Below are 21,747 nucleotides of genomic sequence, written 5' to 3' on the forward strand. Positions count from 1 at the left end.
GCGATCTATCTCGCCTTTCCCGGCACTTTAAACGCATTTGAGGCAGATTTTAGCGATCGCCGTTAAGGATCGTGGCGGGCAGCGCGGCAGCAAGGCGCCGGAATGCCGGGAGGGGCCTTTCCCGCCCTTTGCCCCAGAAGTTAATATGAACAGAAAAATGCCGCAAAATGAGGCGCTTACGCCCCGTTAACCACGCCGGACGAATGGCCGTTGGATTGCCCCGAAATGGGACTTTTGGGCCTTTTTGCCCCGCTTTCCGGCCCCGTCGTTTATTCTTTCCTTAAGTCGCCGATGCGATTTTGGGCTCACCAAAAGAACATAAACGGCAGGGTTTTGCGTTGCGCCAATTGACCACCATCGCTGACAGAATGGCAGCCCGCCTGGGCGCCGTTGCTGGCGTTGCTGGCGCACCTGCTGCCGGTCAGCGTCCGTCCGCGTCGCTGCGCGCCACCACGCTGGCGCTGCTGGCGGCCGTTCCCGGCCTGCCGCTTGCCCTCTCCGCCGTCATGCCCGCCTCCGCCGCGCTGCCCGCCGGTGTGGCGCTGGCCGGTGCCGGCGCGCTGCTGACGGCCGCGGCCGCCTCGACCTTCAAGGAAAAGCCGGCACTGCAGAAAACCTTCGCCGAGGAGCTGGCCGCCGCCGCGCCGCCGGCCGCCTCTCCTTATGATCTCTTCGCCGGCCTCGTGACGCTGCACGATGCGCGTGGCTTTGTCACGGCGGTGCATGGCCGCGACCGCGCCGACATGCTCGCCTGGATGCGCGACCCTGCCGGCCGCGGCTATCTCGACCAGATCCATGTCTCCGACCGGATCGGCTTCCTCGCGGCGATCGACCGTCTGCGCCAGGGCGGCACGCGCGAAACGGTGGACGTGCGCATCGACCGCGCGCGCATCGAGGCCGATGCCGAGCAGTTCACCCATATGCGCGTGGAAATGACGGCGCTTGCCGGCGCGGACGGCGCGCTTGCCGCCGTCGTCGCCCAGTCGCGCGACATTTCCGACGAGGCGAAGCTTCGCGGCGAGAGCGCCCGCAAGGCCGCCGAGGCCGAATCGGCCAACGATGCCAAGACGCGGTTCCTTGCGGCCGTCAGCCACGAGCTGCGTACGCCGCTGAACGCCATCCTCGGCTTTTCCGACATCCTCGCCGGCGAATATTTCGGCAAGCTGCAGAACGACCGGCAGCGCGAGTACGTCACGCTGATCCATCAGTCGGGCTCGCATCTCCTGTCGGTCGTCAACACGATGCTCGACGTCTCGAAGATCGAGGCGGGCCGCTACGAGCTCCTGACCGAGCCCTTCCTCGTCGCCGACAGCGTCCGGGCCTGCGAGCAGATGCTCGGCCTCCAGGCGCGCGAGAAGGGCATCAAGCTGACGAGCCGGGTGCCGCGCGCCATCGGCGAGGCCATCGCCGACCAGCGGGCGATCCAGCAGGTGCTCATCAACCTCGTCGGCAACGCGATCAAGTTCACCGACCGCGGCGGCATCGTCACCATCGATGCAGCACGCGAGGGCAGGGACCTCGTCCTGACCGTCAGCGATACCGGCATTGGCATTCCCGCCGACAAGCTGGCGCTGATCGGCCAGCCCTTCATGCAGGTGCAGAACGAATATACCCGCAAATACGAAGGCACCGGCCTCGGCCTGTCGCTGGTCAAGGGTCTCGTGGCGCTGCATGGCGGCAGCTTCGTCATCCAGAGCCGGCCGGGCGAGGGCACGGTCATCACCGTACGCGTGCCGGCGGACGGCTCGGGCGTCGCGCCGGATGGCGAGCCGCGCACCGGAACTGCATCCACCGTCGAATTTCCGCCGCGCCTTGCGGCTGTAATCGAGACGGTTTACGAGCCGTCGCGAGATGGCAAGGACACGAACGATGAACGCGCACGTCAGAAGACAGCCTGAGCGGCGGCCCCAGGGCCAGGCCCGCAAGGGCCGGTCCGGCACACGCGTGGAGCCGCGCCGGCCGAATATCGTCATCACCGGGCTCGTGGCGCTCGGCGGCCTTGCCGCGCGCCACCCGACCGTGGTCGGCGGCACCTGCGCCTTCGTCGTGGTCTTCTCCTTCGTTGCCGCCAACGCGCTGTGGTATCAGCCGGGCGGGCACCCGGCGCCGTTCCTCAAGATGCGCTCGGCCGACAATTCCCTCGGCTTCACCGCCACGCAGCCGGAGCCGCTGGACGTGACGACCTTCGTCATCGAGCGCGCCGAGGAGGGCCAGCCCTTGCCCGAGGTCACCGACGTGACCCCGGCCGAGCGGCCCTTCGACGAGGTGGCCAAGGTCATCGAGAGCAAACCCGCCAGGACGCAGACGCAGGCGGAAGTCGAGGAGGACCCGGTCGCGGCGGCCATCATGCGGGCCGAGGCCGAAGCCGATCCGGCCGTGACCTCCGCCGTCGCACGGCCTGCGCCGAGCGATCTGGTGATGAAGATCCAGAAGGGCCTCAGCAACATCGCCTATACGGATATCGCCGTGGACGGGCTGATCGGCGAGAAGACCCGCACCGCGATCCGCCACTTCGAAAAGCACTACCGCCTGCCGGTCACCGGCGAACCGAACGAGCAGGTTCTGGCCAAGCTGAAGGACATCGGTGCGCTCTGAGCCGCGTCGTGCATGCGACCAAAGTCGTATGCCTTGACTGATACATCTACCGGTTGTTTTTAAAGGATGCGTTAACCATGTCCGCCCGATGATCCGTCGATCACCGGGAGGATTGTCGAACCATGTCCAACGCTGCCTTGCGTGAGACTGCGCATATCTGGGAAGAGGACGAGAAGCCGGCGCCAGCCGATGGGGCTGCGCTGCGGCGGGTCGTCGGGTCGCTGGCCGCCGAAGCCTCGGACCTCGGCCTGCATCTCGTCGATATCGCCGGCTCCATCCAGGACACCGCCGCCCAGTCGCGCGAGCACGCGGCACTCTTCACCCGGCTGACCCAGTCGGCGACGGCGATCGCCAGCGCCAATGGCGACATTGCCCGCTCGCTCGGCGAGACGGACCAGCTGGCCGCGAGCGCCCGCCGCGTGCTGGGCGAGCAGGCGGTGCAGCTCGACGGCTCGATCGCCGCCATCGACCACATGGTGACGGCCTCCAACGAGATCGGCACGGAAATCTCGGCCTTTTCCGGCGCGCTTGCCGATGTCGGCCGGCTGGCCGACGCCATCGGCACCATCGCCCGGCAGACGAACCTCCTGGCGCTGAACGCGGCCATCGAGGCGGCGCGTGCGGGTGAGGCGGGCAAGGGTTTTGCGGTCGTGGCGGCGGAGGTGCGGGCGCTGTCGCTCGAGACCTCCAGCACGACGGCCTCCATCCAGAAGACGCTGCAGGAACTGCGCGCCCGCATCGACCGGCTGGAGGCGGCGGGCGAGGGCGCGCGTGTTTCCGCCGAGGGCGTCAAGGTGACGGCGTCCGAGGTCCAGGGTTCCTTTGCCGGCGTCGAACAGGTCATGTCGAAGATCCTCGACAGCGCCTCGGCGCTTGCCGCGACGACGGGTGCGGTGGACCGGGAATGCAGCGATTTCGCCCGCTCGATCGGTGCGGCCTCGGCCGAGATCATCCGCTCCAACGGGACGCTGCAGGGCGCGTCCGGCAAGGTCGGCGAGGTGGTGGCGATTTCCGAGCGCATCATCCAGGCGACGGCGAGCGCGGGGATCGAGACGCCGGACAGCCCCTACATCCGCCTCGTGCAGCAACTGGCCGACAAGGTCTCGGCGCGCTTTTCGGCCGCCATCCGCAGCGGCGAGATGGGCATTGAGGCCCTGTTCGACCGGCAGTACCGGCCGATCCCTGGCACCGACCCGGTGCAGATGACGACGCGCTTCACCGATTTCACCGACCGCGTTCTGCCCGATATCCAGGAGCCGGCGGTGGCCGCGGACGGCCGCATCGCCTTCTGCGCGGCGATCGACGACCAGGGATACCTGCCGACGCACAACCGAAAATTCTCCGAAGCGCAACGGCCGGGCGATCCGGCCTGGAACACCGCCAACTGCCGCAATCGCCGGATCTTCAACGACCGGGTGGGGCTCGCCGCCGGGCGCAGCACCGAACCCTTCCTCGTGCAGACCTATCGCCGCGACATGGGCGGCGGCCAGTTCGTGCTGATGAAGGACATCTCCGCCCCCATAACCGTCAACGGTCGCCACTGGGGCGGGCTGCGGCTGGCGATCCGCGTGTGAGGCGGGGCTTTTCCCGGCGGCCCTGATGCGGGGCTCGCCAGCCTTCGCCATTGCCCCGCCGCGCCGTGCCGTGTATGCCGCGGCCATGCGCCTTCGCTCCGATATCTTCGTGTCCGCCCTGATGCGCCGCGTCTTCGCCCGCGGCGATTTTGCGGCTGTCGAGGTGAAGGGCGCGGAGGAGGCGGGGGCGGTGTTCGTGCGGCAGGTGTTCCGCGACGGGACGGAGAGCCTGTATGGGCCGGCGCCGCAGAGTGTCTTCGAGGCCGAGGAGAGCGGGCTCCGGCGCTTCGAGGCGCGGTTGGAGCGGGTCGAGGCGGCGGCCGTTGCCGATGCGCTGGCGCGGGAGCGGCGCTTTGACGGCGATCTCTGGGTCGTGTCGATCGAGGCGGACGCGCTCGATGACCTCATCGAATTCGCAGGAGCCGAGCCGAAGGACGACGGGTTCTTCCGACGTTAAGCCTGCGGGCGGAAACCGGCCGTGCCGATCCGGGTGAAACGGATTTTTTGCAGGAAGTGCGGTATGGCGGTTCCGGCGGGCAGGCCCCTCGCATGCGTTGGAACCCTCCCGAAAACGAGACGCATCCCGCCGTTCGACAGGCGGCGGGGCTGCCGCAGGACGTGGCCATGCCGATGACGGGCGCCGGAAAGACATGAGCAAATACGACATTCTCGAGGATCGGACATCGACCCTCGTCGCACGCGAGGCGGGCAGCCAGTGGATCGTCGCGCCCGGCATTTCCATAACCACGGCCGGCCTTGCCGTCGACGCGGGCGGGGCTTTCGCCGGACGCATGCTCGTCGTCGACGGAACGGTCCGCTCCACGGCGGGACATGCCGTCGTGCTCGGGGCTGGCACGCTGGGGAGCGACGCCGGGACCGTCGCGATCAAGGCGAACGGGGTGGTTTCCGCGGCGCTGACCGGCCTTTCCGCGAGCGGCGGCGGGCTTGTCTTTTCCAACCAGGGCACGCTTTCAGGCGATGCGGCGGCCGGCCATTTCAGCGGAGCGGGCGCCAGCATCACCAATCGGGGCTCCGTGCTGTCCTCCGGTGGGACCGGGCTGAAGGTGGCGGGCGGCGAGGCGCTGGTCACCAACCACGGCACCGTGAAAAGCGCAGGCGATGCCGTCACGGTCTCGGGCGCCAAGGCGATCATCACCAATTACGGGTTCATCCAGTCGACGGCCGATGACGGCATTCGCAGCGCCGGCCTTGCGGCGATCGTGACCAACAGCGGCACGCTGGACGCCTACCGCGACGGGCTGACGGTGTCGGGCGCGGGCGCCGTCGTCACCAACAACGGCAAGGTCCTTTCGCGTGCCGACGAGGGCGTGGTGATCACTGGCGCCAATGCGGTGGTGGCGAACAACGGTACGATTTCCGCGGCGAAGGGCGGCATCCGGCTCGACGGGGCAAAGGTCAATTTCGCCAATCACAAGGCGATAACGACAACGGCCGGCGAGGCTGTCGATATCGGCGGCGCGCACGCGCAGGTGATGAACAACGGCACGCTGAAGGGCGCAGCCGGCATCTTCAGCGACGGGGCCGGCGCGACGGTGGCGAACAACGGCGCGATCACGGCGACGAAGGGCATTGCGGTCGCCCTCCTCGGCAAGGGGCTCAACACCTTCGCCAACAATGGATCGCTGAAGGCGGAGGGCCTGGCGCTGAAGGGCGGCAACGGCAGCGAGATCGTCACCAATAACGGTACGATCCGCGGTTCGGTGGATCTCGGGGCGGGCAACGACACGTTCGACACGCGCGGCGGCAAGGTGACCGGCACGGTGGCGGGCGGCAAGGGGAACGACACCTATATCGTCGGGGATGCCCGGCTGAAGCTCGTCGAGAAGGCGGGCGGTGGCACCGATACGGTGCAGTCCACCGTCAGCTACACGCTCGGTGCCAATCTCGAAAAGCTCATCCTGCTCGGCAAGGCCGGCATGAGCGGCACGGGCAACGGGCTTGCCAATGTGCTCATCGGCAACAGCGGCGCAAACACGCTCTCGGGTGGCGGCGGAAACGACATTCTCGACGGCGGCAAGGGCAACGACACGCTCATCGGCGGCAGCGGGAAGGATGTCTTCCTGTTCGCCAAGGGGACCGGGCGTGACAGGGTGGCGGATTTCACGCCGGGCACGGACCGGGTGGATTTTTCCGGCCATGCCGAAATCACCGGCTTTGACGACCTGATGACGAACCATGCCGTTCAGCGCGGCGACGACGTGGTGATCCGCGCCGGCAACGACATGCTGACTCTGGAGCACGTTGCGCTGCGCGCGCTCGACAAGGGCGACTTCCTGTTCTGAGGGCCTGTTCCCGCGGGAACATCGCAGCGGCGCGGCGCGTGGGAAAAGGGAGCCACACAGGCGATGGCCTGTGTCGAACCCTCGGAGAAACGCCATGTTTATCGTGCTGCCCGCTCTTGCACTGCTGATTTCGGGAATGTTCGTCGTCACCATGCTGGCCGCGCTCTCGGCCGAGCGCAACGAAGGCGCGACGATTCGCGTACCGGCGCGGCGCCGGATTTTCTAATAGAGGAAATTAGCCGGCGGCGCGGTGCCGTGCGGCTTCGGAGGACCTGTCGTGGTTATCCTGCCCATTCGACTTCGCGTCGCCGCCGTTGGCCGCCTTCGGCAGGCCATTGCCATTCGTGTAGCTGTCCGCCCGCTGCCAGCTTTCGACACGGTCGATCGCCTCGGCCGGGTCTAGCGCCGAAAGCAGGGCCGCCGCACCGCCTTCGGCGAGGTGAGGGTAGATTTTCGCCAGCACGTACAGGCTGTCTTCCTCCGGCACGTCGAGCGCCAGCAGCGTCTCGGCGAGCTGCCTTCCGGACACATCGAGAAGGATACGCTCGGACAGCCACTGGCTGGCGCCGAGCGCGTCGGCGAGCGTGACGGCCAGCATGCCGGCCTCGCCCGCGCGGGCAAACCGCACGAACAGCGCGTGATGGACCTCCGTCGCCGGCTCTAGCGTCGGCGGTGCTTCGACCGCAGGCGTCGCGGCGCGCACCAGGGCCCGCAACTCCTCGCGGATCTGTTCTTCCCGCTCCAGCCTTGCCGCTTCCTTCAGCGACGCCTCGCGATCCTCGCCGGCCCTGCGGCTGGCATGATCCTGGTGGCTTGCGACCAGCGCCTCGACCATGGCGGGGGAAAGGTCGTCCCGCCGGCCGATGGCGCGGGCATGTTCGGGGCTGGCGGCGCGCAGCACATGCATCAGCGTGCGATCGGCGATGGCCTTTGAGCCCATGAGGAAAATGGCGGCGACGCCGATCGGCTGCGTGGCGATGAAGAGGGCGGTTTCGTCCGGCACCTGCGGGCAGCGGGAGAGCGCGGCGACGGATTGCCGGCGGGCTTCCTCGCTGGAGGCGCTGTAGAGCGGTTCGAAGAGTTCACCGAACTGGCGCAGGTCCGAGCGGGATGGAAAACGCAGGCTCTCGAAGCTGGAGACCGTGGCCATCAGCACGATGTCCTTCGGCCGCCCCGCCTGCGGTCTCTCCAGTTCGCGAAACCTGTCCGCCACGAAACACCCGTTATTCCCCGGAACGGCAGCCCCTTGCCGCTTCTCAATCGTTCATGAAAAGTAGAGGAAAAGCGTTAGCAAGGCGTTAACCTTGCTCGCGCGGAAACCGCAATGTTTACAAGGTGGTGCCGCCGGGGTTGCAGACCGGCCGCGTGCCGCATCGGGACAGGCCCCGCTTTCCTCGTCCGCAGGCCTGCCCTGTGCCGCAGGGAACAGCGAACACGCCCGCTTCACGCTAGTGTTAACAGCATGTTAACCCGATAGTCGCTAGTTTTAGGGACATGGATCGGCTCGTCTATTGCGATGGACGTGTTATGATTCGATCATGTGAACGGTGGATCCGCCGGCAGGCGCCCGCCGTTCCGCGAGGGAAAGGTGCGATGTTCCGGATACCGGACGGTCGCCAGACACATTCCCGTGAATGGGAAACTTCTGGTCCCGTATCGCCGTTTTCCACCCGTATGCGACTGGGGAGACATCGATCTCATGTCGCGTCCGGGGGTGACGGAACCGGATGCACCGGCCCGTTGAAACGGGCAGGGTGAGATTTGTAGGAGTGCTTCATCCGTCTCGATTCTTCTTTTGGAGGCGAGAATGGCAGACGTGGTACGATTGAAGGAATGGCTCGCGCGAACGCCGCGTCGCGACACCATTCGCCGTGCGGCTCCGGCCCAGGTTCTTCTCTTCACCGGCGTAAGATACGAACGCCTGACGCCCGCCATGCTGGCGGCCCGCGGCAAGGCGGCAAAGCAGGGTGTTCAGGACACCGCCCGCCGGCCCTGATCCTCTTCCGGTCGCTGCCCGGTGCAGCGCTGGAGCATGCGCGTGCGGCCGCCGCGCATGGCTTGAACGGGCCTGAACGGCCTTCGCGGGCAAAGGCCCCGCGTCACAAGGCTCCCTTCGGAGCGATCCTTCCTATTGTTCCGCCGCAAACGGCTCGCAGCTGGCATCCGCCAGGAAGGCGGTCGCCGCTTCCTCGCGGCTTTGTGTCGGCACGAAGGTGCGCAGCACGGCATAGCCTTCCTCGCCGCGCATCTCGACGAGGATAGACTGCTCCAGCTCGGCCGGCACGGCCTTTCGGATGCCGATGAGCTGGATGGGCGTTGCGATCAGCGTATCGAGTGCGCCGCTGACCGAGGTGCGGTCGTTCATGCTGAACACCTCGTTGGAGGCGCTGTCATAGACGGCGAGCGACCAGAAGGGCACATCGCCCTCGGCAAACAGCCGGATCGGCCCGGTCTCCACGGAAAAGGCGCAGACCGCCGTCTTCATCGCCGGGTCGTCGTTGATCGGGGCGAGGGAATCGCTGCTTCCCGCCAGCGGGAAAAAGCGGTTCGCCTCGCCGAAGGCCTGCACGCGGGTATAGGCGTCGCGGCCGGTGAAGCTCGGCAGCGAGAGGATGATGACGATGTGCAGCAGCGCCGCGCCGACGAGGCCGACGGCGATGGCATAGAGGAAGCTACGCATCGGCGCAGTCCAGCCGTGTTATGCCGGGCATCGCAAGGTCGATGACCCCGGAACTGCCGGCGGTCGGCGTGTCGAGCAGCGTCATGACCAGCAGGAACGGCGCCTTGCCCTGCGGCACGGCCAGCCAGTTGCCCGGCGTTGCCGAGGAGGCGATGCGGATGGAGAAATTGCTGTCGGCGGCGCGCAGCACCGACCAGGCGTTGAGGCCGGTCGGAAGGCCGGGCCGGGCGTCCTCAAGCGGGTTGCCGTTGCGGTCCGCCGCATGCAGCGTCCAGAGGCGCGCCGGCGGGGTGATGCCGCGGATCTCGTAACGGCAGTTTTCCACCAGCGTGCGGCTCTCGCTGTCGGTGGCGGCGGTGAAGGTCAGGCCTTCGGCGCCGCCGAGCAGCAGCTTGCCGTCGCGCGCCCGGTGGGCTTTTGCATAGGGGTCGGCATCGACCGTCTGGGCGGCGGGGAAGGCGGTCCAGGGCCCGAGCGCGATGGCACCGAAGCCGACCGTAGCGCGCAGCGCGTAGATCGAGCTCAATATGCCGAGGCCGAAGGCGACGGCGAGCGCTGTGGCGATGACGAGGGGCGTGCGGAACAAGGCGATCGACCGTTGGAATCAGGTTGCCGTCACTCTGTGCGGTTCGCCGGAGCAAGGTCAAGCGCTCCGTCGAGCGCGGCGACCCGGCCATCGGCCTTCAGCGCCTTCGCCGCACCGAGTTCGCGGGCGACGTCTTTCAGCAGCTTCGTCACGTCGGTGGAGAGCGAACGCGGGCGCACGAGCGCGGGCAGCGCGTTCTCGTCGCTCGATGTCGCCGCCACCTCGCTTGCCGCCTTGCCGTCCGGCAGGGGGTTCTCGATGCCCGGAATGGGACGCAGCTCGATGCCCTGGTGGGCATAATCCATCAGGCGCTTGAAGGTCATGGCGGGCAGCGAGCCGCCAGTCATGTTGTTCGTCGAGGTATAGTCGTCGTTGCCGAACCAGACGGCGGTCGTGTAGTTGCCGGTGAAGCCGACATACCAGGCGTCGCGATAGGCCTGGGTGGTGCCCGTCTTGCCGCCCGAGACGATGCCGCGGTCGAGCGCGCCGCGCCGCGCCGTGCCGCTCACCGGGATGGTGACGAGGATGCGGTTCATCGACGACACGGCCTGTTCGGACAAGACTTCCTTTGCCGCTGGCTCGTCGCGGCCGAAATCGTAGAGGATGTCGCCGTCGTAGTTGAGGATCTGGCTGATGCCGTGGCGGCGCGACTGGAAACCGCCGGCGGGGAAGACCGCATAGCCGGTCGCCTGGTCGAGCACGGTGACCTCGGAGGTGCCGAGCGGCATGGTCTTGTCGGTGCGGATCGGCGTCTCGACGCCCATGGCTTTTGCCATTTCGGCGATACGCTTGGTGCCGAGCTTGTCCTTGGCAAGGCGCACGGGCACGGTGTTGATGGATTTGGCGAGCGCCGTCATCAGCGTCATGCGGCCGGCATAGCTGCGGCCGTAGTTCTGCGGCGACCAGCCGCCCCAGCTGATCGGCGCATCGACGATGGTCGTCTCCGGCGTCATGCCCGATTCCATGGCGGCAGCGTAGGTATAGGCCTTGAAGGACGAGCCCGGCTGGCGCAGCGCCCGTGTGGCGCGGTTGAACTGGCTTTCGCCGTAGTCGCGCCCGCCGACCATGGCGCGCACCGCGCCGCCGTTTTCCACCATGACCAGCGCGCCCTGCTTGACGCGGTAGCTCTCGCCATACTGGCGAAGGCCGCTTTCCACCGCCTCATCGGCGGCGGCCTGCAGGCCCATGTCGATGGTCGTGCGCACGACAAGGGAATGCTGGGCGAAGGGTTTGGCGATGCGCTGCACCTCGTCGAAGGCCCAGTCGAGGAAGAAGTCCGGCGCCGTCTTCTCGTTGCGGTCGATGACGGTGGCGGGGTTGCGCCGTGCGGCGATGACCTGGCCCTCGGTCATCAGGCCGCCCTGCACGAGATTGGTCAAAACCTCGTTGGCGCGGGCGCGGGCGGCGGGCAGGTTGACATGCGGGGCGTAGCGGGCGGGGGCCTTGAACAGGCCGGCGAGCATGGCGGATTCGGCAAGGTTCACGTCGGTGACGTTCTTGCCGAAGTAGAATTGTGCCGCCGCGGCCGCGCCAAAGGTGCCGCCGCCCATATAGGCGCGGTCGAGATAGAGGCGCAGGATCTCCTTCTTGGAAAGGTTGGCCTCCAGCCAAAGGGCGAGGAAGGCCTCCTTGATCTTGCGTTCGATGGTGCGCTCGTTGGAAAGGAACAGGTTTTTGGCGAGCTGCTGGGTGAGCGTCGAGCCGCCCTGCACGACGCCGCCGGCGCGCGCATTCTCGTTCATGGCGCGGGCAAGGCCGAGGAAGTCGATGCCGAAATGGCTGAAGAAGCGGCGGTCCTCCGTTGCCAGCACCGCCTTGATCAGGTGGTCGGGCAGTTCGTCGATCGGCACGGAATCTTCATGGATGATGCCGCGGTGGCCGATCTCGTTGCCGTAGCGATCGAGGAAGGTGACGGCGAAGTCGCTCTGGGCGCGCCAGTTGCCCTTGGTCTCCTCGAAGGCGGGAAGGGCGAGTGCGAGCAGCAGGATGAAGCCGGCCGTGCCGAGATTCATCCCTTCGCCGGCGACCTCGAAGACGGCCTTCTTCCAGCCTTTGACGTGGAAGCGGCGGGAGAAGATGGTGATCTCCTCCCAGATCTCGCCCAAGCGAAAGCCGGCATTCCAGACCGTGGAATCGATCCAGGAATCGATGCGCAGGAAGATATGCCGCTTGCGGCGGCGGGGTCTTTTGGGCGTCTGGCTGTCGTCTTCCACGGTTCGCATACCTTTGGCGGGGGCGGGTCGCAGCCTGCCTGCGTTGGGTTAACGTCCTCTCACCACGGGTTTATTCGGTGAGGATATCAGTCTTTTGAAGGCAACAGAACGGATTTCGCGCGGAACGGTTAGGACCAATCGCTCTTCAGCCCATGCCGGCCTGCAAATGGCGCTTTTCCAGCTTCCGGTGCTCACCTACCGAAAGTACGCTGCGCTCCGGGTCTTGGAAAAGCACCATTTTCGGCGCGGCCTGAACTGAATGTCGATTGGTCCTGGCGGCGGGGCCCTTGACCTTTGCCGCCAAGGGGTTCAGGGGTCGGGCATGACGATCACCAGTGCCGAAAAGCCGGACGGTCAGCCGTTCTGGAAGACAAAGACCCTTGCCGAGATGACCGATCCGGAATGGGAAAGCCTGTGCGACGGCTGCGGGCTCTGTTGCCTCAACAAGCTGGAGGACTGGGATACGGGCGAGATCGCCTGGACCTCGATCCGCTGCGTGCTGCTCGACGGGGAAAGCTGTCGATGCTCGGACTACGAGAACCGGCAGGCGACCGTGCCCGACTGCATCCGGCTGACGGTGGAGAGCGTGGCGAAGATCTCCTGGCTGCCGCCGACCTGCGGCTATCGGCTCATCCGCGACGGCGAGGACCTCTACTGGTGGCACCCGCTGGTTTCCGGCGATCCCGACACCGTGCACCAGGCCGGCATTTCCGCCCGCGGGCGCACGGTGAGCGAGGAGGGCATCGATGTCGACGACTACGAGGACTATCTCGTGACCTGGCCGCTGGAAGTGGGCGAGGGGAAGTAACGACGGTTCAGTGCAGCCGGGCCGCCACGAGCTTCTTCGGCGCCACGTTGCGCCAGGCGGTGTCGATCAGTTCACGCACCCGCGCGCCGTCCGCGCCGTCGAAATAGAGCGAGGTCCAGCCCTTGAGGCCCCAGCCGCCCGGCACCGGCGCGCAGAGGCCGGGATCCGTCTCCATGACCAGCGCCTGCTGGTCCGGCGTGAACTTCAGAACCGCCCGGCCGGCCTCCGGCAGGGTCATGAACACCTTCTCGCCCACCCGGAAGTCGCGCTTGCCGAAATGAGCACTTTCCCGCGCCCCCGGCATGCCGAGGGCCATGACCACGAGATCGTCGGATATCATGGTGGAAGGGTACCACCCTTTCGGCCGGCCGAAAAGATTTTGCCGGAAATAGGAAAATAGTCCTTGACGGCGTCACGGTCGTCTGGTAGGGTTGTGGCATAGTCGGAAAGGTGCGGGCGGAGAGATCCGGCCCGGTTTTCCCGGAGGCTGGGAGAGCGGCGATCTTCGCCCGCGGCCGGCTTGCTGCATCCGGACGCAGGAATTTATTGACAGGCGCTCGTTCCCTTCGGACCGGGCGCCTTTTCATTTGGGGGATGGGCATGGAAACGGATCTGGCGATCGATCTCGATCTCTTCGGCGTCTCTCCGGTGCCGGCGGTCTATGACGGGCTGGTGGAGCAACGGGCCGGCCTCGAGGGCGGGGCGGCACTGATGCTCGACATCAAGGCCGAGGCGCCGCTCGATCCGTTTCTCGACATGCAGGCCATGCTCTTCGAGATGACCAAGGAGCTGCGCGAGCGTTTCCAGCGCTTCCAGAGCCAGAAGGTGCTGGCCGAGGCGGATGCGGATGCGCCGCAGGACGAGGCGTTCCGCAAGCAAGCGCAGGCGGACGCCAAGGCCGCGATCGAGGCGGTCTCGCTGATCGTGCGCACGCTGGAGAAGATCGACAGCCTGCAGCGCACGCTGCTCACGGCGCGGGCGGAGGCGGACGCTGCCGCCGACGGTGACGAGGACGCGGCGGCGCTGGCGGCGGAGTTCGACCGGCTTGTCGAAGACCGCGTGAAGGAACGGTTGAATGCGGCGAAGGAAGACTGGATGCGTGGGCTCGGGCCAAAGCCCGGGATTGGCGGCGATGCTGCCGCGCGTGCGGAAAGCGAACCGTAGGGCACGGCGCGCCTGCCGGAGTATCGGGAAAAAATTCGACGCGGATATGCGGACGGCGGCGGCGGGTTTGAGGATGATCGAGGACAAGCGCGGGCGGACGGCGTTTTCGATCGAGGCCGATGCGCTGGAGGCGGGGATTTTGGGGCGGACGGGCGGCGAGGCTTGCCCCCCATCTGAGGCCTGCCCCTCATCCCCCTGCCGGAACCTTCTCCCCGCAGGCGGGGAGAAGGGGGAACAGGCGCTCGATTGTTCCATTCCTCTTGCTCCTGATGGGGAGGAAACCCTGGCCCCATCCCCTTCTCCCCGCTTGCGGGGAGAAGGTCCCGGCAGGGGGATGAGGGGCACGGCCAAAGGAATGGAGCCTGTCCGCGGGGCACCGATCGTGCCGACGAGCCTGCACCAGTTGCAGGCCTGGCACCTTCGCTACCGCCTCGCCCAGATGCCGCCGGACGGCGACTGGCGGGTGTGGCTGCTGATGGGCGGGCGCGGCTCGGGCAAGACGCGGGCGGGCGCCGAATGGGTGCAGGCGATCGCCAGCGGGACGGCGGACCTGCGCATCGCGCTGGTGGCCGAGACGCTGGGCGACGCGCGCGAGGTGATGATCGACGGCGTATCGGGCATCTGCCGGATCGCCGGGCGGGCGCGACCGGAATTCGAGGCCTCGCGGCGGCGGCTCGTCTGGCCGAACGGCTCGATCGCGCAGATCTTCTCCTCCGAGGATCCGGAGAGCCTGCGCGGGCCGCAGTTCCACTTCGCCTGGTGCGACGAGCTCGGCAAATGGAAACATGCGCAGGAGACCTGGGACATGCTGCAATTCGGCCTGCGCCTCGGGGACGATCCGCGCGTGCTGGTGACGACGACACCGCGACCGGTGCCGCTGCTGCGGGCGCTGGCGGGCGATCCGAAGACCGCGGTGCGGCGCATCCGCACCGACGACAATGCCGGCAATCTCTCGCCAGGCTTTCTTGTTGCGATGGCCGAGCGCTATGGCGGCACGCGGCTGGGGCGGCAGGAGCTGGACGGCGAGCTGATTGCCGACCGCGAGGACGCGCTGTGGAACCGGGCGCGGCTGGAGGCACTCCTCCAGCGCAATCCCGGGCCACTGTCGCGCATCGTCGTGGCGGTCGACCCGCCGGCGACGGCCTCGGCGGCCTCCGTCTGCGGCATCGTCGTTGCGGGGCTGGACGAGGCAGGACGGGCCGTGGTGCTCGCCGACTGCTCGGTGACGGGCGCGAGCCCGGCCGGCTGGGCGGGCGCCGTGGTGCGTGCCTTCCGTCGCTTCGACGCGGACCGGGTGGTCGCCGAGGTGAACCAGGGCGGCGACATGGTGAGCGCGATGCTGAGAAGCATCGATGTCAACCTGCCGGTGACGAGCGTGCGGGCGACGCGCGGAAAATTCCTGCGCGCCGAGCCGGTGGCGGCGCTCTACGAGCAGGGGCGGGTGGTCCATGCGGCCGCCTTTGCCGAGCTGGAGGACCAGATGTGCGATTTCGGGCCGGACGGGCTGTCCTCCGGGCGCTCGCCGGACCGGCTCGACGCGCTGGTCTGGGCGCTGACGGCGCTGGTGCTGGAGCGGGCAGGCGAGCCGCGGGTGCGGGGGATTTGAGATGGCGATCGATCGCAAGGCCTTTTTCGATGCGGTGCGCGGGACGCTGTACGGCGGCCGGCTGGCAAGGAAACAGGTGGCGGGGCTGACGGCGCTGCTCGACCGGTTCGAGCAGGGCCGCGAGACGGAGGACCTGCGCTTCCTCGCCTATATGCTGGCGACGGCCCATCACGAGACGGGCGGGCGCCTGCAGCCGGTGCGCGAGACCTTCGCGGCGACGGACGGGGAGGCGATCGACAGGCTGGACCGGGCCTTTGCCGCCGGGCGGCTGCCGCAGGTTTCCGCGCCCTACTGGCGGCGCGATGCTTTGGGGAGGAGCTGGCTCGGGCGCGGGCTCGTGCAGATCACCCACCGGCGCAACTATGCGCGGCTGGCGGAACTGACCGGCATCGATCTTCTTGCGCGGCCGGAACGGGCGATGGAGATGGCGGTCTCCGTCGAGATCCTCTTCGTCGGCATGCTGCGCGGGGTGTTTACCGGGCAGCGGCTCGACGATCATTTTACCGGCGCGCGGGCCGACTGGACCGGCGCGCGGCGGATCGTCAACGGGCGCGACCGGGCGGAGAAGGTGGCGGGCTACGGGCGGGCGTTTTTTTCGGCGCTGGGCGGGTAGATCTCAGCGGCTGATCCCTCATCCGGCTGCCGCCCCTTCTCCCCGCAAGCGGGGCGAAGGGGGTGAGGCAAGCTTTTCTTCGACGATTGGCCTTTCAGGGGCAACGAACCTTTCCACATGGCCCTTCTTCCCACTTGCGGGGAAAAGGTGGTGGCAGCCGGATGAAGGGGCGGCCGTTCACTGGGCCTCGCAAACAACCGAGGACATCATGAAGCTACCATCCTTTTTTTCGTGGCGACGGACAGGGCCGGCCGAGACCAAGGCGTCGGGCTTTTTCGCGCTGACGGCCGAAGGCCGGGCGCACTGGTCGTCCCGCTCCTATGCCTCGCTGTCGCGCGAGGGGTTCATGAAGAACCCGGTGGCGCACCGTGCCGTGCGCATGATCGCGGAGGCGGCGGCCTCGGTGCCCTGGCTTGCCTATCAGGGCGAGGCGGAGCGGCCGGACGAGCCCTTGCTCTTGCTGTTGTCGCGGCCGAACGGGCGCCAGGCGGGTGCGGATTTCTTCGAGACGCTCTACGGCCATCTTCTGCTGTCCGGCAATGCCTTCGTGGAGGGCGTTCGGGTGGGCGAGGGCCTGCGCGAACTTCATCTGCTGAGGCCCGACAGAGTGCGCATCATCGAGGGGCGGGACGGCTGGGCGGAGGCCTATGAATACCGCGCAGGCGGGCATGTGCGTCGGCACCCTGTGGGCGAGGGGCAGGCGATCCTGCATCTGCGCCTGTTCCATCCGCTCGACGACCAGCTCGGCTTCGCGCCGCTGGAGGCGGCGTCCATGGCGCTCGACCTCTCCAATGCGGCGGCGATCTGGAACAAGGCGCTGCTCGACAATTCGGCGCGGCCCTCCGGCGCGCTGGTCTACCAGCCGAAAGAGGGCGGCAACCTGACGCCCGACCAGTATGGCCGGCTGAAGTCGGAGCTGGAGGAGGGCTATTCCGGGCCGGCGCGGGCCGGACGGCCGATGTTGCTGGAAGGCGGGCTCGACTGGAAGGCGATGGGGCTTTCCCCGCGCGAGATGGATTTCGTCGAGGCGAAGAACGGCGCGGCGCGCGACATCGCGCTTGCCTTCGGCGTGCCGCCCATGCTGATCGGTATTCCCGGCGATGCGACCTATGCCAATTACCAGGAGGCCAACCGCGCCTTCTGGCGGCTCACCGTGCTGCCGCTGGTGCAGCGCACGGCGGCGGCTTTTACGGGGTGGTTTGCCGAGCGCGACGCGTTGCGGCTGGTGCCGGATCTCGATCAGGTGAGCGGGCTGGCGGACGAGCGCTCGGAACTCTGGGCCCGGGTGGGCGCGGCGGGGTTTTTGACGGACGAGGAGAAGCGGGGGGCGGTGGGGTATTGAGGGAGGCGGGGATGCCTGCCCCTCATCCGGTCAGCCGGCCCCCTTCTCCCCGCAAGCGGGGCGAAGGGGATATGCCGCGCCGGCTTCCGCGGTCAATGACCGTTCGTGAGGCAAGTCCCCTCTCCCCGCTTGCGGGGAGAGGGGCCGGGATAGCTGCTTTCTCCAGGGAAATTAATTGGTTGCACTGCGCATGTGAATCACTTTGCGGAGTGCCGCACCCGCCTTGTGAAAACCTTGAATCGGTTTTCCAGCAAAGCGCGGCAAGGGATTCAAAAGACTCGCTGATCGGCCCGGCCTTCCTTCTCGGAAAGCCGGCGGTTTTGGCGGCGTGCGGTCTGATGGCTTGGATTTCGATAATAATCTGAAAGGCTTAACAATGGCTGACTTCGGAAACGACGGCGGGCTTTGGACGGCCCGGCTGATCGGCGCGTCCGCGGGCGCGGCCGTTTCGCTCATCTATCTCCTGCCCAAGAGCCGCCGTGAGGCGGCGTGCCGGTTCTTCACCGGGCTTGCCTGCGGCCTCGTCTTCGGCGGGCCCACCGGGCTGTGGATCGCCGTGCGGCTCGGCATTGCCGGCTATCTCGGGCCGGTGGAGGTGCTGCTGACCGGCTCGGCGGCGGCCAGCCTTTCGGCCTGGTGGGGGCTGGGCGTGCTGGCGCGGTTGGCGGAGCGGATGCGGCGTTAGCGAGCCGCGAACAGCGAGTAGGGAATTTGGAATAGCGAATGGAGGTCGATGTGGGCCGGGAATTCATTTTCCCGCGCGCTGTTCCCAATTCGCCATTCGCCCCCTTCACATCATCGGAGACGACCATGATCACCGACGACCTGCCGGTCTGGCGGACGAAGAAATATGCCGATCTGACGCTTGCCGGCGTTTCCGGCGACGGGGTGTTTTCCGGCTATGCGAGCCTCTTCGGCGAGGTCGACCTCAGCAAGGATGCGATCGCGCCGGGTGCCTTTGCCCGTTCGCTGGAAAAGCGCGGGCCATCGGGCGTGCGCATGCTGTTCCAGCACGACCCGGCCGAACCGCTCGGGCGCTGGCGGACGATCCGCGAGGACGGCCGCGGGCTCTATGTCGAGGGCGTGCTTTCGCCCGGCGTGGCGCGGGCCCGCGAGGTGCTGAACCTCATGAAGTCGGGCGCGCTCGACGGGCTTTCCATCGGTTTCCAGACCGTGCGCTCGAAGACCGACCGGGCGAGCGGGGTGCGCCGCATCCTGGAGGCCGACCTCTGGGAGATCTCGATCGTCACCTTTCCCATGCTGCCCTCGGCGCGGGTGTCGAACGTGAAGAATGCGCGGTGGTTCCGCGACCGGGAGACCGAGCTGGTGCGCATCATGCGCCGGGCGGCCCGGATGATGAAACGCTAGGCGTTTGTTTTACCGCAGTGTCCGACGCCGAAGCGGTTTCGCGTCGGCTGGAAATTCCAACCCGAAAGGAAGACAGCATGGAGACCCAGAAGACCGCGCCGGAAATCAAGGCCGTGCCGGAAACGATGACCGCCGCCTTCGACGACTTCATGGAGGCCTTCGAGGCCTTCAAGGCGACGAACGACCGCCGGCTCGGCGAGATCGAGCAGAAACTGACCGCCGACGTGGTGACGCGCGACAAGGTGGATCGCATCAACCGCGCGATGGACGAGCACAAGCGCGTCATCGACCAGCTGGCGCTGAAGAAGGCGCGCCCGGCGCTCGGCGGCGAGGGGAGCTTCGAGGCGGGCGAGCACAAGGCGGCCTTTTCCGCCTATATGCGGCGCGGCGACGAGAGCGCGCTCAGGGCGCTGGAGGGCAAGGCCATGTCGGTCGGCTCGGCGGCGGACGGCGGGTATCTCGTGCCACCGGAGACCGACACGGAGATCGGCCGCCGGCTTTCCGCCGTCTCGCCGATCCGGTCGCTCGCGACCGTGCGCCAGGTCTCCGGCACGGTACTGAAGAAGCCGTTCGCGACGGGCGGCATGGCGGCGGGCTGGGTGGCGGAAACCGCCGCGCGGCCGCAGACGGGCAATGCGCAGCTTGCCGAACTCTCCTTCCCGACCATGGAACTCTACGCCATGCCGGCGGCGACGGCCGCGCTGCTCGACGATGCGGCGGTGGACGTCGAGGGGTGGATCGCCTCGGAGATCGACATGGTCTTCGCCGAGCAGGAGGGCACCGCCTTCGTTTCCGGCGACGGCACCAACAAGCCGAAGGGGTTCCTCGGCTACACGGCTGTCGCCGACGCGGGCTGGAGCTGGGGCAATATCGGCTACATCGCGACGGGCGCGGCCGGGGCCTTCAAGGCCTCGAACCCCTCCGACACGCTGTTCGACACGGTCTATTCGCTGAAGGCGGGGCACCGGCAGAACGGCACCTTCGTAATGAATCGCAAGACGCAGGGCCAGATCCGCAAGTTCAAGGATGCGGACGGCAACTATCTCTGGCGTCCGCCGGCTTCGGCGGGGCAGGCGGCCTCGCTGCTCGGCTTTGCCATCGCCGAGGCCGAGGACATGCCTGACATCGCGGCCGACAGCCTCTCCATCGCTTTCGGCGACTTCCGCGCCGGTTACCTCGTCGTCGACCGCACCGGTGTGCGCGTGCTGCGCGATCCCTACTCGGCCAAGCCCTATGTGCTGTTCTACACGACCAAGCGCGTCGGCGGCGGGGTGCAGAATTTCGAGGCGATCAAGCTGGTGAAGTTCGCGGCAAGCTGACGGTCTCCTCTCTCCTCGCTTGCGGGAGGGGAGCGGGGTGAGCGGTGATCGCACGAACCGATGCCGCGGTGCGGCTGCCCCTTGTCCGCCTGCCGGCACCTTCTCCCCGCAGGCGGGGCGAAGGGTGGTGCCGCACTGTTTTCCTCTTTCTCGCGCCGGCGGGCGTTTCCTGCTGCCGGTGCCGGCGGGCGCGGTTTCCTCCCGGCCGCGCCCGCATCCCTTTCTCCATCGCGAAGGACGATCATGACCATTGCCGAACTGCTGCCGCCGACCGTGGAGCCGGTGACGCTTGCCGAGGCGAAGGCGCATCTGCGCCTCGACGCCGCCGACGAGGATGCGCTCGTATCCGCGCTGATCCGCGCGGCACGCGAATATCTGGAGGCCACGACGGGGCTTTGCCTGATTACGCGATCCTTGCGGCTCTATCTCGACGACTGGCCCGAGACGCGGGTGATTCAGATTGCCAGAGGGCCGGTGCAAACCATTGAGATGGTGACGGTTTATGATGCGACCGGGCTGCCGGTCGCTGCCGATGTGACCGGCTACCGGCTCGACGGTGCGGCGCGCCCGGCGCGGCTGCTGCTGCCGGCGCGCCCGGATACGGACCGCGCGCTCAACGGCATCGAGATCGATTTCACCGCCGGCTTTGGCGAAAGCGGCGCGAACGTACCGGACGGGCTGAAGCGGGCGCTGCTCATGCATGTGGCGGCGATGTTCGAGCTGCGCGGCGTGCTTTCGCCGGTGGATCAGCCGGGCACGGTGCCGGCGGGTTACGACCGGCTGGTGGCGCCCTACCGGCTGCGGAGGCTGTGATGGCGAAGGTAAGGATCATCGATCCCGGCGCGCTCTCGGCGCGGCTGACGCTGGAAGGGCCGGTCGAGACGCCGGACGGGCAGGGCGGCGCCGAACGCGGCTTTGCGGCGCTGGCGACCCTCTGGGCGGCGATCGAGCCGGTGGCGGCGCGGGCGGACGAGGCGGCGGGCACGCTGTCGGTGACGGTGACGCACCGCATCTGGCTACGGCACCGGGGCGACCTTACCGGCGGCATGCGGCTGCGGAAGGGGGCGCGGATCTTCGCCATCCATGCGTTCCGGGATCCGGACGAGACGGGGCGCTACATGCTCTGCGACTGCGAGGAGATCCGGCCATGAGCGCGGCATCGGCCCTGCAGAGGGCGATCTTCGCCAGGCTCTCCGGCGATGCGGCGCTGACGGCACTGGTCGGGGCGAACGGCATCACCGACCGCAGGCCCGACGGGCCGACGCCGCCGCTCCTTGTCATCGCGGGCATCGACAGCACCGACCATTCGACGGCGAGCGAGGCGGGCGAGGAACATATCGTGACGCTGGAGGCCTGGTCCGAGGCGGCGGGGCACCGGCAGGCGCAGGCGATTGCCGCGGCGGTGCGCGCGGCGCTCGACGACGCGGCGCTGGTCATCGCCGGGCACCATCTCGTCCTGCTCTTCCACCGCGATACGCGGCTGCGCCGTGACGGCAAGTCCCGCTTCCACCGCGCGGAAATGCGCTTCCGGGCGGTGACGGAGCCGCATGCCTGACACCTCATTTTCGGAAAGGAC

23 protein-coding genes are annotated in these 21,747 nt (G+C 67.6%); 18 read left to right on the top strand and 5 right to left on the bottom strand.

Translation table 11 applies throughout. The features are described 5' to 3' along the window. Positions 1-368 precede the first annotated feature (368 nt). From AKG11_RS08415 to AKG11_RS35690, 6 genes are all read left to right on the top strand, one after another. Positions 369-1,898, top strand: coding sequence for a sensor histidine kinase (locus tag AKG11_RS08415; protein ID WP_023515333.1), 1,530 nt, complete (start codon positions 369-371; stop codon positions 1,896-1,898). Further along, positions 1,870-2,595, top strand: coding sequence for a peptidoglycan-binding domain-containing protein (locus AKG11_RS08420; RefSeq protein ID WP_023515332.1), 726 nt, complete (start codon positions 1,870-1,872; stop codon positions 2,593-2,595). Before AKG11_RS08415 ends, AKG11_RS08420 begins: the two co-directional genes overlap by 29 nt. Positions 2,596-2,717: 122 nt before the next feature. Then, positions 2,718-4,169, top strand: coding sequence for a methyl-accepting chemotaxis protein (locus AKG11_RS08425; protein WP_050743544.1), 1,452 nt, complete (start codon positions 2,718-2,720; stop codon positions 4,167-4,169). 85 nt (positions 4,170-4,254) lie between these two features. Beyond that, positions 4,255-4,626, top strand: a complete 372-nt coding sequence (locus AKG11_RS08430; RefSeq protein ID WP_037406084.1) for a DUF1491 family protein — start codon at positions 4,255-4,257, stop codon at positions 4,624-4,626. A 193-nt stretch (positions 4,627-4,819) separates the two neighbouring features. Continuing rightward, positions 4,820-6,472 carry a calcium-binding protein gene (locus AKG11_RS08435; RefSeq protein WP_050743545.1) on the top strand — a complete coding sequence of 551 codons (1,653 nt, stop codon included), beginning with the start codon at positions 4,820-4,822 and terminating at the stop codon, positions 6,470-6,472. A gap of 94 nt (positions 6,473-6,566) precedes the next feature. Next, positions 6,567-6,698, top strand: coding sequence for a hypothetical protein (locus AKG11_RS35690; protein WP_023514001.1), 132 nt, complete (start codon positions 6,567-6,569; stop codon positions 6,696-6,698). 9 nt (positions 6,699-6,707) lie between these two features. On the opposite strand, the gene AKG11_RS08440 is transcribed toward AKG11_RS35690, so the two are convergent. Then, positions 6,708-7,685 (bottom strand): DUF2336 domain-containing protein, encoded by a 978-nt coding sequence (locus tag AKG11_RS08440; protein ID WP_050743546.1) that lies wholly within the window; start codon positions 7,683-7,685, stop codon positions 6,708-6,710. Between the two features lie 594 nt (positions 7,686-8,279). On the opposite strand from AKG11_RS08440, the gene AKG11_RS33655 reads away from it, so the two are divergent. Further along, positions 8,280-8,468, top strand: coding sequence for a hypothetical protein (locus tag AKG11_RS33655; RefSeq protein ID WP_023514003.1), 189 nt, complete (start codon positions 8,280-8,282; stop codon positions 8,466-8,468). Between the two features lie 132 nt (positions 8,469-8,600). On the opposite strand, the gene AKG11_RS08445 is transcribed toward AKG11_RS33655, so the two are convergent. The 3 genes from AKG11_RS08445 to AKG11_RS08455 are packed head-to-tail and all read right to left on the bottom strand — an operon-like array spanning position 8,601 to position 11,951. Continuing rightward, positions 8,601-9,152 (bottom strand): DUF1254 domain-containing protein, encoded by a 552-nt coding sequence (locus AKG11_RS08445; RefSeq protein WP_023514004.1) that lies wholly within the window; start codon positions 9,150-9,152, stop codon positions 8,601-8,603. Continuing rightward, on the bottom strand, positions 9,145-9,738 hold the full coding sequence (locus AKG11_RS08450) for a DUF1214 domain-containing protein (protein ID WP_023514005.1): 594 nt from the start codon (positions 9,736-9,738) through the stop codon (positions 9,145-9,147). Before AKG11_RS08450 ends, AKG11_RS08445 begins: the two co-directional genes overlap by 8 nt. Before the next feature lie 29 nt (positions 9,739-9,767). Further along, positions 9,768-11,951: a transglycosylase domain-containing protein gene (locus AKG11_RS08455; protein ID WP_024270253.1), complete on the bottom strand. Its 2,184-nt coding sequence runs from the start codon at positions 11,949-11,951 to the stop codon at positions 9,768-9,770. 322 nt (positions 11,952-12,273) lie between these two features. Between AKG11_RS08455 and AKG11_RS08460 the strand changes: the two genes are divergently transcribed. Then, positions 12,274-12,759 carry a YcgN family cysteine cluster protein gene (locus AKG11_RS08460; protein ID WP_023514007.1) on the top strand — a complete coding sequence of 162 codons (486 nt, stop codon included), beginning with the start codon at positions 12,274-12,276 and terminating at the stop codon, positions 12,757-12,759. A gap of 7 nt (positions 12,760-12,766) precedes the next feature. Here the strand turns inward: AKG11_RS08460 and AKG11_RS08465 are convergent, their stop codons facing one another. Beyond that, positions 12,767-13,099, bottom strand: a complete 333-nt coding sequence (locus AKG11_RS08465) for an MmcQ/YjbR family DNA-binding protein (RefSeq protein ID WP_023514008.1) — start codon at positions 13,097-13,099, stop codon at positions 12,767-12,769. Positions 13,100-13,359: 260 nt separating this feature from the next. Between AKG11_RS08465 and AKG11_RS08470 the strand changes: the two genes are divergently transcribed. The 10 genes from AKG11_RS08470 (at position 13,360) to AKG11_RS08515 (ending at position 21,726) form a co-directional block, all read left to right on the top strand. Then, complete coding sequence (locus AKG11_RS08470; protein ID WP_050743547.1) at positions 13,360-13,923, top strand: hypothetical protein; 564 nt, start codon at positions 13,360-13,362, stop codon at positions 13,921-13,923. A 439-nt stretch (positions 13,924-14,362) separates the two neighbouring features. After that, positions 14,363-15,529, top strand: a complete 1,167-nt coding sequence (locus tag AKG11_RS08475; protein WP_088016487.1) for a DNA-packaging protein — start codon at positions 14,363-14,365, stop codon at positions 15,527-15,529. 1 nt (position 15,530) lies between these two features. Beyond that, complete coding sequence (locus AKG11_RS08480; RefSeq protein ID WP_050743548.1) at positions 15,531-16,142, top strand: lysozyme family protein; 612 nt, start codon at positions 15,531-15,533, stop codon at positions 16,140-16,142. A 208-nt stretch (positions 16,143-16,350) separates the two neighbouring features. Further along, positions 16,351-17,484: a phage portal protein gene (locus AKG11_RS08485; RefSeq protein WP_050743549.1), complete on the top strand. Its 1,134-nt coding sequence runs from the start codon at positions 16,351-16,353 to the stop codon at positions 17,482-17,484. A 376-nt stretch (positions 17,485-17,860) separates the two neighbouring features. Further along, on the top strand, positions 17,861-18,169 hold the full coding sequence (locus AKG11_RS08490; RefSeq protein ID WP_023517457.1) for a DUF6107 family protein: 309 nt from the start codon (positions 17,861-17,863) through the stop codon (positions 18,167-18,169). Between the two features lie 125 nt (positions 18,170-18,294). After that, positions 18,295-18,852, top strand: a complete 558-nt coding sequence (locus AKG11_RS08495) for an HK97 family phage prohead protease (protein ID WP_023517458.1) — start codon at positions 18,295-18,297, stop codon at positions 18,850-18,852. A 77-nt stretch (positions 18,853-18,929) separates the two neighbouring features. Beyond that, the gene (locus AKG11_RS08500; protein ID WP_050743550.1) at positions 18,930-20,171 is read left to right on the top strand and encodes a phage major capsid protein; all 1,242 of its coding nucleotides are present in this window, start codon (positions 18,930-18,932) and stop codon (positions 20,169-20,171) included. A gap of 243 nt (positions 20,172-20,414) precedes the next feature. Then, entirely contained in the window at positions 20,415-20,984 is a 570-nt protein-coding gene (locus AKG11_RS08505; protein ID WP_050743551.1) for a head-tail connector protein, read from the top strand. Then, positions 20,984-21,322 (top strand): phage head closure protein, encoded by a 339-nt coding sequence (locus AKG11_RS08510; protein ID WP_050743552.1) that lies wholly within the window; start codon positions 20,984-20,986, stop codon positions 21,320-21,322. The genes AKG11_RS08505 and AKG11_RS08510 overlap by 1 nt, the downstream gene beginning before the upstream one ends. Then, a complete protein-coding gene (locus tag AKG11_RS08515) occupies positions 21,319-21,726 on the top strand; it encodes a DUF3168 domain-containing protein (RefSeq protein ID WP_050743553.1) in 408 nt (135 codons plus the stop codon). Before AKG11_RS08510 ends, AKG11_RS08515 begins: the two co-directional genes overlap by 4 nt. The last annotated feature ends 21 nt before the right edge of the window (positions 21,727-21,747 follow it).

Source organism: Shinella sp. SUS2 (assembly GCF_001262505.1).
In the GTDB taxonomy this organism is placed as follows: Bacteria; Pseudomonadota; Alphaproteobacteria; order Rhizobiales; family Rhizobiaceae; genus Shinella.

Excerpts from the sequence above, each read along its gene's own strand:
- AKG11_RS08415 (WP_023515333.1), top strand. The coding sequence starts at position 369 with ATGGCAGCCCGCCTGGGCGCCGTTGCTGGCGTTGCTGGCGCACCTGCT.
- AKG11_RS08420 (WP_023515332.1), top strand. The coding sequence starts at position 1,870 with ATGAACGCGCACGTCAGAAGACAGCCTGAGCGGCGGCCCCAGGGCCAG.
- AKG11_RS08425 (WP_050743544.1), top strand. The coding sequence starts at position 2,718 with ATGTCCAACGCTGCCTTGCGTGAGACTGCGCATATCTGGGAAGAGGAC.
- AKG11_RS08430 (WP_037406084.1), top strand. The coding sequence starts at position 4,255 with ATGCGCCTTCGCTCCGATATCTTCGTGTCCGCCCTGATGCGCCGCGTC.
- AKG11_RS08435 (WP_050743545.1), top strand. The coding sequence starts at position 4,820 with ATGAGCAAATACGACATTCTCGAGGATCGGACATCGACCCTCGTCGCA.
- AKG11_RS35690 (WP_023514001.1), top strand. The coding sequence starts at position 6,567 with ATGTTTATCGTGCTGCCCGCTCTTGCACTGCTGATTTCGGGAATGTTC.
- AKG11_RS33655 (WP_023514003.1), top strand. The coding sequence starts at position 8,280 with ATGGCAGACGTGGTACGATTGAAGGAATGGCTCGCGCGAACGCCGCGT.
- AKG11_RS08445 (WP_023514004.1), bottom strand. The coding sequence starts at position 9,152 with ATGCGTAGCTTCCTCTATGCCATCGCCGTCGGCCTCGTCGGCGCGGCG.
- AKG11_RS08460 (WP_023514007.1), top strand. The coding sequence starts at position 12,274 with ATGACGATCACCAGTGCCGAAAAGCCGGACGGTCAGCCGTTCTGGAAG.
- AKG11_RS08465 (WP_023514008.1), bottom strand. The coding sequence starts at position 13,099 with ATGATATCCGACGATCTCGTGGTCATGGCCCTCGGCATGCCGGGGGCG.
- AKG11_RS08470 (WP_050743547.1), top strand. The coding sequence starts at position 13,360 with ATGGAAACGGATCTGGCGATCGATCTCGATCTCTTCGGCGTCTCTCCG.
- AKG11_RS08475 (WP_088016487.1), top strand. The coding sequence starts at position 14,363 with ATGCCGCCGGACGGCGACTGGCGGGTGTGGCTGCTGATGGGCGGGCGC.
- AKG11_RS08480 (WP_050743548.1), top strand. The coding sequence starts at position 15,531 with ATGGCGATCGATCGCAAGGCCTTTTTCGATGCGGTGCGCGGGACGCTG.
- AKG11_RS08485 (WP_050743549.1), top strand. The coding sequence starts at position 16,351 with ATGAAGCTACCATCCTTTTTTTCGTGGCGACGGACAGGGCCGGCCGAG.
- AKG11_RS08490 (WP_023517457.1), top strand. The coding sequence starts at position 17,861 with ATGGCTGACTTCGGAAACGACGGCGGGCTTTGGACGGCCCGGCTGATC.
- AKG11_RS08495 (WP_023517458.1), top strand. The coding sequence starts at position 18,295 with ATGATCACCGACGACCTGCCGGTCTGGCGGACGAAGAAATATGCCGAT.
- AKG11_RS08500 (WP_050743550.1), top strand. The coding sequence starts at position 18,930 with ATGGAGACCCAGAAGACCGCGCCGGAAATCAAGGCCGTGCCGGAAACG.
- AKG11_RS08505 (WP_050743551.1), top strand. The coding sequence starts at position 20,415 with ATGACCATTGCCGAACTGCTGCCGCCGACCGTGGAGCCGGTGACGCTT.
- AKG11_RS08510 (WP_050743552.1), top strand. The coding sequence starts at position 20,984 with ATGGCGAAGGTAAGGATCATCGATCCCGGCGCGCTCTCGGCGCGGCTG.
- AKG11_RS08515 (WP_050743553.1), top strand. The coding sequence starts at position 21,319 with ATGAGCGCGGCATCGGCCCTGCAGAGGGCGATCTTCGCCAGGCTCTCC.